The sequence below is a fragment of the Psychrobacter luti genome (assembly GCF_014192115.1).
GTDB lineage: Bacteria > Pseudomonadota > Gammaproteobacteria > Pseudomonadales > Moraxellaceae > Psychrobacter > Psychrobacter luti.
In genome coordinates this window covers 34027-49054 of sequence record NZ_JACHXL010000009.1, presented here as the reverse complement: position 1 = coordinate 49054, position 15028 = coordinate 34027, and the positions used below count along the sequence as shown (strand labels likewise).

General features: G+C 44.0%; 13 protein-coding genes. 5 read left to right on the top strand and 8 right to left on the bottom strand.

Annotation, left to right across the window (positions count from 1 at the left end; genetic code table 11):
• Both FHS24_RS12070 and rimI read left to right on the top strand, forming a co-directional pair.
• A partial coding sequence (locus FHS24_RS12070) for an EF-Tu C-terminal domain-related protein (RefSeq protein WP_459213797.1) occupies positions 1 to 92 on the top strand: 92 nt, incomplete at its 5' end.
• Positions 93 to 258: 166 nt separating this feature from the next.
• Positions 259 to 750, top strand: coding sequence for a ribosomal protein S18-alanine N-acetyltransferase (rimI, locus tag FHS24_RS12065; RefSeq protein WP_183621370.1), 492 nt, complete (start codon positions 259 to 261; stop codon positions 748 to 750).
• 76 nt (positions 751 to 826) lie between these two features.
• Here the strand turns inward: rimI and FHS24_RS12060 are convergent, their stop codons facing one another.
• The 3 genes from FHS24_RS12060 to trxB all read right to left on the bottom strand — a co-directional run bounded on the left by FHS24_RS12060 (position 827) and on the right by trxB (position 3202).
• Positions 827 to 1258: a MerR family transcriptional regulator gene (locus FHS24_RS12060; protein WP_183621369.1), complete on the bottom strand. Its 432-nt coding sequence runs from the start codon at positions 1256 to 1258 to the stop codon at positions 827 to 829.
• Between the two features lie 78 nt (positions 1259 to 1336).
• Positions 1337 to 2179 (bottom strand): leucyl/phenylalanyl-tRNA--protein transferase, encoded by an 843-nt coding sequence (aat, locus tag FHS24_RS12055; protein WP_183621368.1) that lies wholly within the window; start codon positions 2177 to 2179, stop codon positions 1337 to 1339.
• Entirely contained in the window at positions 2180 to 3202 is a 1023-nt protein-coding gene (gene trxB / locus FHS24_RS12050; RefSeq protein WP_183621367.1) for a thioredoxin-disulfide reductase, read from the bottom strand. It abuts the gene before it with no gap.
• Positions 3203 to 3854: 652 nt separating this feature from the next.
• Between trxB and FHS24_RS12590 the strand changes: the two genes are divergently transcribed.
• On the top strand, positions 3855 to 7166 hold the full coding sequence (locus tag FHS24_RS12590; protein ID WP_183621366.1) for a DNA translocase FtsK: 3312 nt from the start codon (positions 3855 to 3857) through the stop codon (positions 7164 to 7166).
• Positions 7167 to 7386: 220 nt separating this feature from the next.
• Positions 7387 to 8880, top strand: a complete 1494-nt coding sequence (locus tag FHS24_RS12040) for an amidase (protein WP_183621365.1) — start codon at positions 7387 to 7389, stop codon at positions 8878 to 8880.
• 112 nt (positions 8881 to 8992) lie between these two features.
• Here FHS24_RS12040 and FHS24_RS12035 read toward each other — a convergent pair whose 3' ends face one another.
• Together FHS24_RS12035 and rlmH are read right to left on the bottom strand one after the other, a co-directional pair.
• Positions 8993 to 9913 carry a DODA-type extradiol aromatic ring-opening family dioxygenase gene (locus FHS24_RS12035; RefSeq protein ID WP_183621364.1) on the bottom strand — a complete coding sequence of 307 codons (921 nt, stop codon included), beginning with the start codon at positions 9911 to 9913 and terminating at the stop codon, positions 8993 to 8995.
• A 161-nt stretch (positions 9914 to 10074) separates the two neighbouring features.
• Positions 10075 to 10563: a 23S rRNA (pseudouridine(1915)-N(3))-methyltransferase RlmH gene (gene rlmH, locus FHS24_RS12030; protein ID WP_183621363.1), complete on the bottom strand. Its 489-nt coding sequence runs from the start codon at positions 10561 to 10563 to the stop codon at positions 10075 to 10077.
• Between the two features lie 324 nt (positions 10564 to 10887).
• Here rlmH and FHS24_RS12025 point away from each other — a divergent pair, with 324 nt between their 5' ends.
• Positions 10888 to 11334 carry a DUF2147 domain-containing protein gene (locus tag FHS24_RS12025; RefSeq protein ID WP_183621362.1) on the top strand — a complete coding sequence of 149 codons (447 nt, stop codon included), beginning with the start codon at positions 10888 to 10890 and terminating at the stop codon, positions 11332 to 11334.
• A gap of 155 nt (positions 11335 to 11489) precedes the next feature.
• On the opposite strand, the gene FHS24_RS12020 is transcribed toward FHS24_RS12025, so the two are convergent.
• From FHS24_RS12020 to FHS24_RS12010, 3 genes are all read right to left on the bottom strand, one after another.
• Positions 11490 to 12038 carry a DUF421 domain-containing protein gene (locus FHS24_RS12020; protein ID WP_183621361.1) on the bottom strand — a complete coding sequence of 183 codons (549 nt, stop codon included), beginning with the start codon at positions 12036 to 12038 and terminating at the stop codon, positions 11490 to 11492.
• A gap of 175 nt (positions 12039 to 12213) precedes the next feature.
• Positions 12214 to 12759 (bottom strand): ABZJ_00895 family protein, encoded by a 546-nt coding sequence (locus FHS24_RS12015; protein ID WP_183621360.1) that lies wholly within the window; start codon positions 12757 to 12759, stop codon positions 12214 to 12216.
• Positions 12760 to 12838: 79 nt separating this feature from the next.
• Positions 12839 to 14971 (bottom strand): D-alanyl-D-alanine carboxypeptidase/D-alanyl-D-alanine-endopeptidase, encoded by a 2133-nt coding sequence (locus FHS24_RS12010; protein ID WP_227671810.1) that lies wholly within the window; start codon positions 14969 to 14971, stop codon positions 12839 to 12841.
• Positions 14972 to 15028: the final 57 nt, after the last annotated feature.

Sequence of the window (15028 nt, the reverse complement as noted above, 5' to 3'; positions counted from 1 at the left end):
ACCCAATCGCTATGGACAAAGGTCTACGCTTCGCTATTCGTGAAGGCGGCCGTACTGTAGGCGCTGGTGTTGTTGCTAACGTACTTAGCTAAGCACTAACGCTATCAGAGCAATCTGATAACGTTAAGCAGTAAGTAAAAAGCCATCCTTGAAAGAGGGTGGCTTTTTTTTGGGTTAAATAGATGAGTAAATACCAATAACCATAAACATTTACGATAACATAACCGTTATTAGATAAGAAAAACAAAAGGAATAACTGTGTTTATTATCGAGAAGCTAGCAACCAATGCATCAAAGCTGCAAAAAACGATTGAGGCAGTCGCAAATATCGAATCGCTAGTACAGCCGTACGACGCATGGACGTATCAGACGCTAGTTGAGATGGTTGAACAAGATAGTATGCATATGCTGATAGTTTATAAACGAGAAGATAAAGCCGATACTGAAAAGGTAATTGGCTATTGTTTATATCAATCACTCTTTGAGCAAGCAGAAATATTGCGTATCGGTACCCATCCTGATTATCAGCGTCAAGGTATCGCCTCACAGATTTTTGCCAAATTAAATGCAGAGTTAATGATCAATCAGGTAGAGAGCTTATTATTAGAGGTGCGGGCAGATAATTTTGCCGCAATTGCTTTATATGAACAACAAGGGTTTGCCGTGATTCATACGCGAAAGGGCTATTATCAAGTCCCGCATCAGCCAGCTATTGATGCGTTAATCATGCAGCATACTTATGTATATTAGCCATGAATAGAACTGATACTATTTAACTAAAAAATATCAATGAACAAAATCTGTTGATTTCTTAATATTTCGGAGGTTATTTGAGTGTTTTCTTTTTGCAGATTTCAATATTGAGTTGATGGTTACTGTCTGCTTTCATGCATTCGAGCACCTCTATACGTTCGCTTAACAGCTCTACCATCACGTTAATATTGGCTTGCTGTTTTTTGACTTGTGTAAGTTTTTGTTGAGTAAGCGTCAGCTGTAAACCAATATCTAACTGTCCATCGTAATAGTCATTTAGACTGTCTCTGATTTCAGTAAGGGTAAAGCCAATTGCTTGTGCGCTTTTGATTAACTCAATGCGCTCAACGCATTCAGGATGAAACTCAGTATACAGCCGTGAGCCCGCTTGGCGCTTACGTGATCTGAGTAGACCCAACTGATCATAATGACGCACCGTGTCCTTAGTTGTATTGGCTTGCGTCGCCAGTGTGCCAATAAGTAAAAATGCTGTATCAGGTGCCATGATAACCTCGTAAGTAAAATATTTAACTTACTTATTGTATAAATGATGATTGGAAACGCAGTGTAAAGGGAGTTTGCTTTAGATTTTTAATTGCCACGGTTGTGGCTTATCGAGTAATGATACGGCTAAAGGTTGATGAGAATCTCTTTGCCATTTGACTGAACGGCTGCCAATCAGTGTATCTAGCTGTGCTAAAAAGTCAGCACGCGGCAAGGTCGCTGCCCCTAAGCTCATCAGATGCTCATTTGGCAACTGACAGTCTACCAATTCCACTTTGCTTTGGGCACATAAACACATCAAGCCCCAAAAGGCGAGCTTTGACGCATTAGAAGCGACATGAAACATCGATTCGCCAAAATAAATCCCGCCTATCTTTAAGCCATATAACCCGCCAATCAACTGCTGATTATCATCCCAAACTTCAATGCTATGCGCAAAGCCTTGAGCATGTAGCTCGGTATAGGCTTCAATCATTTCATCATGAATCCAAGTATGTTCGCCCTCGGTCAGCGTGTCATTAATAGCGTCGCTACGCGGCAAACTACATGCATGGATAACGTCATCGAACGCTTTATTTATAGTTAATTGCCAACGAGACCTTCCAGCTTGCTTGCGCAGCGATTTACTAGGCTTATAGTCAGTGGGTAGCATGATACAGCGCGGCTCTGGACACCACCACGCGATAGGTTCATCCTCATTAAACCACGGAAATAATCCCTGCGCGTAAGCAGAAATCAGCGTTGTAGGCGCCAAATCTCCGCCGACGGCAACGATACCGATGCCATCAGGATCAACCATCACAGGGTCGGGAAAGTTATAACGCCCAAGACTTTTAACGTGTTTACGGAAGGTCTCAGGCGTTATATCAGTTGTATTGATGTCGATAACAATGCGACCGTCATCGTTAGCAAAGTTACTCATTTATGCTTCTTTATCAGCAGTCAACGTTGAGGCATACGTATGATCTTGAGCAACAGCCTCACCAATAGCATCCAAGTATTTTTCAGCATCAAGCGCAGCCATACAGCCCGTGCCCGCAGAAGTAATAGCTTGACGATAAACATGATCGGCAACATCGCCTGCGGCAAATACGCCTTCAATACTGGTTTGGGTGGCATTACCATTTAAGCCGCTATTGACGATCAGATAACCATCTTTCATCTCTAACTGACCTTTAAATAAGTCAGTATTTGGCTTATGACCAATTGCAACAAACATACCGAAAACATCAAGTTTTTTGGTGCTGCCATCAATCATAGATTCTATGACCACGCCATTAACACCCATATCATCACCAACCACTTCTTTTACACTGTGATTCCATTCGATTTTAACATTGCCATTTTTAGCTTTTTCAAATAGCTTATCTTGCAGGATTTTTTCTGAGCGTAAGCGGTCGCGGCGATGGACTAAAGTGACTTCAGAAGCGATATTGGATAAGTACAATGCTTCTTCAACGGCGGTATTACCACCGCCAATGACGGCGACTTTTTGGTCTTTATAAAAGAAGCCATCACAGGTGGCACAAGCCGACACGCCTAAACCGCGAAATTTGGTTTCTGACTCTAAGCCTAAATACTGCGCAGATGCACCCGTTGAGATAATTAGGGCATCACAAGTATAGCTACCGTTATTCCCGACCAGGGTAAAAGGACGCTCATTAAGATTGACCTCATTGATGTGGTCATAGACCAGCTCAGTACCGAAGCGCTCGGCATGGGCTTTCATGCGATCCATAAGCGCAGGACCCGTTAAATCATGAGCATCGCCCGGCCAGTTATCGACCTCAGTGGTGGTGGTCAGCTGACCTCCCACTTCCATACCAGTCACCATCACTGGCTTTAGGTTGGCACGTGCAGCATAAACGGCTGCGGCGTAACCGGCAGGACCTGAACCTAAAATAATCAATTTTTCGTGGCGTGGAGCTGTATTATCAGTTGCCATAAAATTTCCTTGCTAACTATCAGAATAAAAAGGATTGGAATGAGAATATAAAAATTAGAATAATGAAAATGCATCGTATAAATGACAAGTATTATAAAAGATATTCGCCAAAAGTAGCGAAGAATATGGTTTTTATCATTGCTATGTGATAATAACATAAGGGCAGATGGCAAAAAGTGCAAGTTTGCTAAAACGAATATGGGTATCATTAGAATCAAAGCATCATGACCTTGAAAAATGTGCCTGAAAACATGCCAACTAAAAGTACGGCATCTAAAAATACTGAATTTGAAAACATAGTACCTGAAAAAACGATTCCCAAAAATAACCGCATCTCTTTTATAGGGCAGCCATTTATTACGCAAATATGTGGCGAATGTTCGGTTAATGGCAGCATTTTTTGCTAAACCACTGATGGATTTATTTTCTTACCCTCTTTCTTGATAACACTGTCGCCACTACGCCTATGTATTTGTTATTATAAGAAGTTATGCAAGGGTAGTAGTGGCTAGAGTAAATGATTTACTTATATTGGTATATTGTCACTTAACAGCACAAAACCATTTCAGCGTAGTGAGAATAATTGGCTTTATTCAGAAACTGGCGACCATTTAATATTAATAACGAGTATTAACAACAAGGCAGATCTTACGTGATATCAGCACCACTTATTGAGTATTTAAAAAAGGGCATATTTACCCTGCTTGGATTAATACTGGCGGTTTATTTATTCGTCATTTTGATGACTTATACCGGTAATGATCCGAGCTGGTCGCACATCAGTAGTGATATGACTACCGTGAATAATATGGGTGGCGAGATGGGCGCGTGGCTATCAGATTTGCTTTATAGCTTCTTTGGTTTTGGTGCCTGGTGGTTGCTGGCGTTTTTGGTTTATGAGTCGGTGCTGATCTGGTGGGATAACAAACCAACGTTTTGGTTGCTACGTTTGGTTGCTTATGTGTTTTTGCTATTAAGTGCCAGTGCCTTGTTTGCGCAATTGGTAGCGCTAGTACAGCAAGTGGCAGATCCAATGGTGTCAGGCCTTAAAGGCGTTGCTGGCGGTATTATTGGTCTTGAGCTGCAAGCACGTTTGGCACAGCTCTTATCGCAGTGGGGCAGTGTGACGTTTTTAGCGGTATTTGTAGTGATTACTGCAACTTTTGCCTTTAATATTCATTGGCTGGCGATTTATCAGAAAATCAAAACGTGGTCATGGCGCGATGCTGCGGTTCAAGATAATGATAGTAAGCAGGATAATAGACAAGCTGTGCAGGCAGCAGCTGAGCAACAGCAAAATGATGACGATAATGTAACAGGTGAAAAAGCCGCTGCAGCCTTTGAGCAATTACCACTGGATTTGTCAGCTACTGACCATGCAAGTCATGCCCAAACAGCAGATAAGAGCGGTCGTTTTAATAACGTGTTGAAAGATTTTTTAGCGACGTCAGGTCTAGGTGCTAGCGTCAAAGCGTCCATGTCAGCCGCTGCAGCAGTGGCACAAACTGCAACCAACAGCACTGGACAGGATGAGCAATTACAAACGGCTTCAGCGAATGCAAGCAGTTTTAGTCATGTTAACCAACAGCAAACATCAGCGCCTGTAGTAACCTCAGTTATGGCGCCTACCCGTAAAGTCGAACCAAGTTTTGCTTGGAATGATGCTGATACGGTCGATGATTTGTTGGCAAGTGAGGCCATTGCTGGGCAAGATACGCTTGTTTATGGTACAGCTGCTGCTTCAAACCCGAACGTCCAAGACTTTGATAAATCTGTTGCGTCGTCTAATACTTCTGATCATATTGTTAATGATGATGAGCATGAAATGGCAGAAAGCGTTGATAGCTTAGCAGTTGACACCTTAGTTGATGCTTGGCTAGCAGAAAATGCGGCGGTTCCAGTTGCGCCTGAGTTAGAAGAAAATGACCCCTTGATTGAAGCGCCCGTGTTAGAAACATCATTTGACACCGCGGCACAGGAACAGAAAGCTGATCATACATTAAATAATGTGGTTGATGAATCAATAGATGACCTTTCTGAAAGTTGGTCTATTGAACAACCTGATTTTTCTTATGATGCTGAGCCTTTAGTAAAGCCTGAAGTAGTCAGGACATCAGCAGTAGATTTTGCTACGCCAGTCGATGAGATGGTCGAGGTTGCTAAAGTTACCGAAATCGCTGATATGACACCGACCAATACGCCGCCTGCTAATCCTAAACTCGCGCCGACAGCAGAAACTGGTATTGCAGCAGGCACTACAGCTAGCATTGCACAGACAAATACTTCGCCTGTCACCGCGACTAAACCTACGGTAAGCTTTGCAGTGCCAGAAGGCGATAGTAGTAATCATATTGCTGACATGATGCCAGAAGATAACAGTCGAGCTGACGACACTGACCTGCCTGTGATGCCGCATATCAGTGATGATGCCGCCTTCAGCCAAAAATCACGTTCGATGCAAACGGCCGCTTATCGCAGTAGTCTGACGCCTATTCCTGAGATTTCTATTTTAGATAAACCTGACCCTGATCGTAAGCCAAGCTATACATTGGCTGAGCTTGAGCAGTTGTCTGAATTATTAGAGATTAAACTGCAAGAGTTTAATGTAAAAGCAAACGTGGTTAATGCCATTCCAGGTCCGGTAGTAACGCGCTTTGAAGTTGAGCTTGCTGCTGGAGTGAAAGCCAGCAAGGTTACGGGCATTTCGCGCGATTTGGCACGCTCGCTATCAATGGCGTCTTTGCGTGTGGTCGAGGTCATCCCTGGTAAGCCGTATATTGGTATTGAGGTGCCAAACAAGCAGCGCGAAATGGTACGTTTGATTGAGTTGTTAAATACGGAAAAATTCAACGACCCTAAAGCCCAAATTAGTATGGCGATGGGTAAAGATATCGGCGGCAATCCGATTATTACCGACCTTGCTCGCGCACCGCATATGCTCGTTGCTGGTACCACAGGTTCTGGTAAATCGGTATTAGTAAACTCGATGCTGTTATCCATGCTGCTTAAATATACGCCGAATGAGCTGCGTCTTATTTTGATTGATCCAAAGCAGCTTGAGCTTGCTAACTATAATGATATTCCGCATCTGCTAACGCCAGTCGTCACTGATATGACCGAAGCGGCAAGTGCCTTGTCATGGTGCGTGGCAGAGATGGAGCGCCGTTATCAGCTAATGAGCTTATTGAAGGTACGTAAGCTTAACGAGTTCAATAAAAAAGTCATCGCTGCTGAGAAATCGGGCAATCCGATGCTTGATCCTTTATGGCGACCTAATGATAGCGTGAGTATCAGCCAAGCGCCAAAGCTAAAAACCTTGCCAATGATTGTCATTGTCGCCGATGAGTTTGCCGATATGATTATGCAGGTCGGTAAGCAAGCTGAAGAGCTTATTACCCGTCTTGCACAAAAATCGCGGGCAGCAGGGATTCACTTAATGCTTGCCACCCAGCGTCCGTCGGTCGACGTGATTACTGGTTTGATTAAAGCTAATATTCCCGTCCGTGCCGCATTACGGGTGAACTCAAAAGTGGATTCACGCACGATTTTGGATAGCGGCGGTGCAGAAGACATGCTTGGTAATGGCGATATGCTGTTTTTAGGACCAGGACAAATTGAGCCTGACCGTGTGCATGGTGCATATGTCAGTGATGAAGAGGTCAACCGTGTCTGTGACGCGTGGCGTGAACGTGGTGCGCCCGATTATATTGATAATATGGCGGGCAATTTTGAATTAATGAGTCCTGGCGGTGGTGCTAGTGCGGCCAATGCTTCTGGCGAAGATGACGATCTCTATAATGATGCGGTGGCATTTATTATGGAAACACGCAAAGTATCAGCGTCTAGTATTCAACGTAAATTCAGCATTGGTTATAACCGTGCAGCGCGTATCGTCGATTCGATGGAAGAGGCAGGACTGGTCAGCTCGATGGGCAAAAGCGGTAAGCGCGAGCTTTTGATGTAGTGCTTAGAGTTTATTAGATAGCGAAAAAGACGAGTGACTAAAGTTACTCGTCTTTTTTATTGGGAAAATATGATAGCGCTAGTATGTGAATGACTAATGAGTTTGTTTATCGATTATAAAGGGGGATGTTTTATACTAAACTGGTGATGGTTTAGCAGATAAATACGCACACATTCTAAGAATACACCTTAACGCAATTACTCTCCAAGGAAGGTCAGTTATGTTTAAAGAATATACCCAATATGATGCGATAGCGTTGGCTGCATTGGTCAATGCAGGGGAAGTCAGCGCCAAAGAATTGCTAGATGCAGCAGTTGACCAAGCCAATCAACTTAATCCCAAATTAAACGCTATTATCCATCGTTTTGATGAGCGCGCTTATAACGCCGCACAAACAGGCTTGCCAGCTGGTGCGTTTACTGGCGTACCTTATCTGCTAAAGGACTTGTCTTTCTATTTTGCTGATGAGCCCATTACCATGGGCAGTCGTAGCGTCAATATCGTGTCAGAAAGCGATAGTGAAATCGTCAAACGCATGAAAGCCACTGGCGTAAATACCTTTGGTAAAACCAATACACCTGAGTTTGGTTTGATTATCACCACTGAACCAAAAGCTCATGGCGCCACCCATAATCCGTTTAAAAAAGGCTATAGCTCTGGTGGTTCATCCGGCGGTAGTGCGGCGGCAGTGGCAAGTGGTATCGTGCCAATGGCAGGAGCAGGTGATGGCGGCGGCTCAATACGCTTTCCTGCTGCATGGTGCGGCGCGTTTGGACTCAAACCTAGCCGTGGTCGTAATCCGATGGGTCCAGCCGTTGGTGAAGGCTGGGAAGGGGCGGTTGCTGACCACGTGATTACGCGCTCAGTACGTGATAGCGCAGCGATGCTTGATGCGACTAGCGGTGCGGAAATCGGTGCGCCTTTTATCATTGCCCCGCCGGATGGCACGTTTTTGCAAGCAGCGATGCGCGCACCACGGCAATTAACCATCGCCTTGCATCAGCAGCCATTGGTGGCCAATACTGTGGTCGACAAAGAGGTGCTCGCCGTATTAGAGCAGACTGCTAAGCAGCTAGAAGCAATGGGACATCGCGTGGTACCGGCTGAGCCTAATATTAATATTGAGCAGTTTTGGCACGATTTTTTAGTGGTAGTCTGCGCCCATACCGCATTTACCATCGATTATATCGAGCGCTGTTATGGCGCGCAGCATATCCAAAATCTTGAGCCACAAACCTATAATATGGCAATGCTCGGACGCTCATTATCTGCCGTTGATTTGGCGCATGCTAAGCATGGCTGGCATAACAGTCAATATCAAACCGGTCTGATGTTAGAAACCTACGATATGATTTTGTGCCCAACCGTACCGACCCCTGCTGTTAAGCATGGTGTGCTACCGCCAAGCCGTATGGATGAGATGCTCATGCGTAGTGCCGGATTGCTCAATAAAGGCATTGATATGGGTAAATATGCCTTTAGCTCAGGCGTGATTGAAAAGCTCAGTTCACCTGTACTCGGTAAAATGGGTTTTACCTTGTTAGGTAATATTACGGGGTTACCAGCGATGTCATTGCCTGTTGGGATGAGCAAAAAAGGCTTGCCGATCGGTATGCAGCTGATTGGGCGTATGAATGATGAAACGACGTTGTTTAGTATTGCTGGCGAGATGGAGCGCGCGGGATTATTTACCAAACCCGCCTTTGCAAAATAGTTTTGTATGCTCGGAATGATTTTTGGCAAATGCTAGGTTGTAAAGTGCATTTTAGCAAAGCCTTTTTGATTAAAGCGCCTTTGTTGGAATAGAGCTTAGTTGCAACAGCTCCTTAATCAAAACGATAAATATCCATACCCAAGCTATGGTGCGCCATGCTTTGGTGCACTACAGAGACACGTTGACCCGCACCTAATGTAAAGAATAGCGGCAGTAGGTGTTCATCGCTTGGGTGTACATTCTGATAATTAGGATACTGCTGCCAGTCTAAGGCGCTCGGAATGTCTGTTTTGAGCTGTTGTAATAGCCAGACTTTAAAGTCTCTAGCGGTTTTATCAACACTTTCTGCTTGCCAGCGTAGCGCTTGCAAATTATGGGTGATACTTCCTGAGCCAATCAACAGGATTTGCTCATCCCGTAATTGCGCCAGTTGCGCGCCCAATTGATAACAAGCGACACTGTCGTAATGCTGCGGTAAGGATATTTGCACGATAGGAATATCCGCCTCTGGATACAGATGCAAAAGCGGTGCCCAGACTCCGTGGTCGCTGACACGCAAAGGATTTACACGGCAGGTGATACCGCGCGCCGTCAGCTGCTGTGCTAAAATTTCAGCAAGCGCTGGATGTCCGGCAGCAGGATATTGCAAATCATATAGCTCAGGCGTAAACCCTGAAAAATCATGCCAAGTTTTTGGTTGCGGATTACTGCTGATTTCTAGCTTTGCCGACTGCCAATGCGCCGACATAATGATAATGGCACGTGGCTTAGGTAAGTTTTGCCCAATGCGTGCCAGTGCGCTAGTAGTCGCTGACTGCTCGATTGCAAGCGTTGGCGCCCCATGCGAGATAAATAGCGCCGGCAGTTTTGGTCGCTTCGATAGTTTCGCTGACCTCGATATCGTAGGCTCATCTTCCCAAGCAGCCGCTGCTGTGATAGGCGGCGGTTTTGAATTTGTCAGATATTGGCGTTTGTCATCAGATTGCGGATGAGCGCTCAAGGCTTTAGGTACTGCAGGTTTAGGATGTTTCATGTAGCATGTATTAGGGCGCGCGCCTGTTTTTCAATCTCTTTTGCCATTGAGTTCGCCTAGCATTCTTTGTATCAAGCACTACTTCTCTAAAGCATTCACTCGATCAAACAAACGCTTTTTTATATAAATCAACTTCTGTGGAGTTTTTTTAAATACTATTTTTAATTACCGCGATGATATGGGTGATTGTGATTGATACTCATCGCCCGATATAGCTGCTCCATTAGCACCACGCGCACCAACGGATGCGGTAATGTTAGCGCGGATAACGACCACTTTACATCGGCTTTTGCCAGCACTTCTGGCGATACACCGTCAGCACCGCCGATGACTAAGGCAATATCATCGCCTTGCTGCATGCCATCGGCCAGTTTATCAGCCAACTGTTCGGTAGAGAGCATTTTACCTTTCACATCCAGCACCCAAAGTTGCTCACGCCCTCCTGTCGCATGGGCGGCTAATATGGCTTGACCCTCTTGTTCGCGGTACTGCGCCAAATTGGCATCTGATGGATTTTTAGCACGTTTTGCCGCCGCGATTTCTACGATTTCGGTGCTGAGCATCGGTTGAATACGTTTGAAGTATTCATCAAAACCAGTCTGTACCCACTTGGGCATTTTATTGCCAACGGTCAATATTCTTACTTTCATAATACACATCACTTTGATAATTGATTAAATGTAACAAAAGAATTCTGCTCTTAAGATATTGTAACAAACAGACCTTTTACAATGCATAATTTTGTGCTTTACTAGCATTCGACAAACAGTTGTTCTTTATTTTATTGGTTTTCGCTTATTATTATTAAATACTGTGCTATAAAATAGTGGCAGAATGTTAAAAGTAATAAAGTAAATTAGCGAGTAATGACACAACCAATAGAAACAGTCATAAAGTAATGAGCAACGCTGTGAGGTCTTTATGATAAACCAAAAGATAGTTTGAAACATTTTTTTAAACGAAAGGAGTCGTTCATGAAACGTACTATATCAAGTCTAGTTATTTTTAGCGCAGGCGCGCTGCTCTCTACCTCTGTGTTTGCTGTTTCGTTAAATGGCACACAATGGCAGACCATCGATGATAAAACTGGCGAAAAAAAGGCCGTGATTCAGTTAACTGAAAGCGGCGGTAAAGTGTCAGGGAAAATCATTAAGGTACTAAAAAAAGAAAATGCGGATGCGCTTTGTACCAAATGCCCTGGTAGTCTAAAAAATAAACCGGTTGAAGGCTTACAGATACTATCAGGCTTAAAAGCAGATGGTAATAACCAGTGGAGTGACGGCAAGCTGGTCGACCCTGAGTCAGGAAAAACCTATTCTGGCAAATTGACCCTAAGTGATAATGGTCAAAGTCTAAAGCTCCGCGGCTTTGTCGGTACCCCGGTTTTTGGTCGTTCGCAAACGTGGCAGCGCATTAAATAATTTCCGCACTAGATCCGCACTAGGGTTGCTATTGATAAATAGCGATTATAGCGGCTAGTAATAATTAAAGATAAAAGAAAAGGGTAGTCGGTTTATAGCGGCTATCCTTTTTTTATGTTTTAACTTTTATCAATCTTTAACTTTTGCCAATTATCTTACATAAGTGGGGCGATGGTTTCTGATACCGTATTTTCTTCGCTTTGATTATCATCAGTGTTATCAGAAGAAGTAGGTTTTGGAATAATCGTCAGCTGAGCATCCGATTCAAAAACGATCGCTTCGACATCATCGAAACTGTTTACCCCTTCAGAACGCATGGCACATTCAATCTCTTGACGGGTCAAGCGCTCAGCACGCATTGCATCAGGTAAAAACTGCCCTTGATAAAAAACAATGCGCGGCTCGGATAAAATAAAGCTGCTAAATTGCGGTGAAATAGAGGCGTATTTAGTGACCAAAAACTGCATGACATACAGCACCAAGATAGAAGAGAGACCTTCAATAAGCGGTATGTCTTTAAGCAAAATGGTGCTGGCACCGAGTGAGCCAATCATCACGGTGACAATCCAATCAAAGTTGTTAAGCTGCGAGGTGGAGCGTTTTCCAGAGACTTTAGTAATGATGACAATCAAAACGTAAACCGTTACCGCAGTCAGCACGATGCGTCCGAGCTTGTCTATATTATCGAAAAAAAGCATGTCCATTGCTTGAGCTCCTATTGATTATTTATGTCACTTAAATACTATTTAACATGAAACCTTATAGAAACAGCGTACCGTAATTTACTCATGCATAGGATAAAAACTTTGTATGCGCTTGGATAGTGATAAAAAAGTAAGGTTGCTGACTATTTAAAAGCGCTAAGTATTTAAATAACAATTAAACGGTTTTGCGCTTAGGGTCCAGTAAGCGATTGATGGCCCAAATGCTAATACGCGCGCTGACTAAGCTCAGCACCAATATCATAACTAAAGCCGAAAGCAGTGGTAGGGGCTGCTGCATGGTCATCTCCATCAGCACATCACGGCTCACCGCATCAAATAAGAAAAACCAGATACCTAAGAAATAAATAATCGTGAGCAGCCAAACCACTGCGACGCCGCCGAACATTAAGCGGTTGATCTCGCCTCTATCCAGAGCGCGCTGCTGATGTTTGATAAATTTATGTACAGCAATATAGGCACCGATGATGATAGAGACGACTGTGACCAGCTGCGAGTTTAAGGCAAGTTTGGTTTGAATTATCATAAATATCGCGCTGGCAAGGATATAACCAACGGCAAAAAAACCAACATATTGCGCCATTTTAGGTTGAGTGGCTTTTGGGTTTGATAGCGTTACATTGCTTCCCGACCGACTATCTCCTGATTGACTATCTCCTGAACTACTGGGAGACTTACTCAGCTGCGTTGGCTTACGTGACATAAAATGACCTTTATAAAGGGGTGAGCATAAGGTTGTTAAAATAAATAGCACTAGAAAAATAGCAGTTAACGAACGACCATCAATGCTGCGCGGTCCAATCAAGCATCGCATCTAATACGGGTCTGGCAGTGTAAGCATTCAGCGCTTGGTCACTATTAATCAATCCGACCACTACATAATCCTGTCCAGATAAGCCTCTAACATAGCCTGCCATCGAAGTGACGTTATTTAACGTGCCAGTTTTTATCCAAGCACGACCAATGGCTTGTGACTCGGGCAAGCGCTCGCTATGGGCGCTAATCGTGCCACTGACACCAGCGATACCTAATGAGCTCACGTAAGCATCAAAGCTTGGTTGCTCATAAGCGTAGGTTAATAGCTCGCTTAAGTTTTCGGCACTAATGGTACAGTCACGGCAGAGCCCTGAGCCATTGGTTAAATGGGGCGGCGGGGTAGTCAGCTTGGTTTGCCACCAAGTATTAATCGTTTGTAGCGCTTGCGAATAATCGGTCGCTGTTGGCTGACCAAATTGATATAAGCTCGTTGCTTGCTGATGAATTATTTTATTCGTATCAGCGCTCTTTTTATTCACGTCTACTTTATTGATGGCCACTTTATCAGTGTTTAATTTATCGCTGCCAGCTTTATTAAGACTAGTACTATTAATGCCATTTCTATTCATACTGGCTTTGTCATAAGCACCAATAGAGAGTGCCACTTGCTCAGTCATCACATTATTAGAAAAATGATTAATATCATAAATCTGCTGAGTAAGGTTTAAAGACGGATAGCTGATAATAGGTAACGGCGATATCGCAATAGCGGCCAGACCACGTGGCGATTTTGCCTGTTTATCAGAAGTGTTATTTATACTATAAGGCGTTTCTTGGCTGATAACTTTGCCAGTTAATGTATTGCCAAGCGTTTGCCATTTAGAAGCAATGACGCGCGCAGCGAAATCTTTGGCATCAGGATAGGCGACATAAAAGGCATGCTCACCGCAGCTGTCTGGTAAATTGGCATTGAGCGTCAGCTTGGTCGATTGCCACTGTGGTGCTAAGCTATAGCGAGCTTGACCACAGGCAGCTGAGCGTGTGTTTATCATACTGGGCAATTGATAGTCTGCCAATTGCGGCGTATAGGTCAGCTGTGCGCGCGTATTGTCTAGCGGATAGGTTTGGATACCGATACTGCTAAAGTTAACCAAAAAACCATCAGGGCTGGCGTTATAGGGACGTAGCGGTGAGTTATCAAAGGCAGCAGGGTCTTTGCTTACATTTTTAAAGACGCCACTATCAACAATAATATCGCCGTTGATATGACGAATACCCGCGGTTTGTACTTTATAAAGCAATTGCTGCAAGCGCTCGTGGGTCATTTTTGGATCGCCACTACCTTGAATAATCAAGTCGCCATAGAGCTTATCGCCGATGATAATGCCCGTATGATAGACGCGAGTGTGCCAGACAAAGTCAGCGCCCAAAGTATCTAAAGCAATAAAACTTGGGACAAGTTTCATAGTGCTGGCAGGTGTACGCGCGATATCGGCTTGATGGCTTAATAGTGGTGAAAAAGAGATTTTAATAGTGTTAGTCGTAACGTTACTGCCATTATTTTTACTATTCTGATTAGGCGCTGAAGGCACTGATTGGCTATCATCTGGCAGTAATGATGGGCTGCTTTCTAAACTTTGATAAGTATAAGGATCATCGGTATAAGCATGGAGCTGTTTCTCATGTTGCTTAATCGTTTGCTTCTCGATAGTCACTAATGGGCTTTGATGGACGCTTACTTCTTTAGCATTATTGTTTTTAAGCGCTTGTTTTTGCATGCTACTAGGTTCTGCAGCAACATTATCAGCACTTAACGATTTTGGCTGGCTATCGATGTGAGAACTATTAATACCTTGCTTAGGACTATTAATAACCTGAATTGGCGCAGGCAAGCGACTGGCGTTTTTATCACCAACTGGGGTAATGACAATGCTGATATCGGTAGCGCTTAAGTTCGCTCGGGTGAGCGCCGTTTGAATGGCTTCTGGCAGGGCAGCTTGCGCATATAGTGGCGTCAACATAGCACTGGCAAATAATGCTAGCGTGGATAACGTGGCTAGGTATTTGGCAGGCTGATTCAGCGAATATAATGGCTGACTAACAGGTATCAGCTCGGCAGTAGTAATAGGGCGATTATTAGTTTTAGAAGTGGGTAGCATGAGCAGTCTATCATCAGGTGGCAAAAACACTCTATGGTAACATGAGTTGCTATTTTC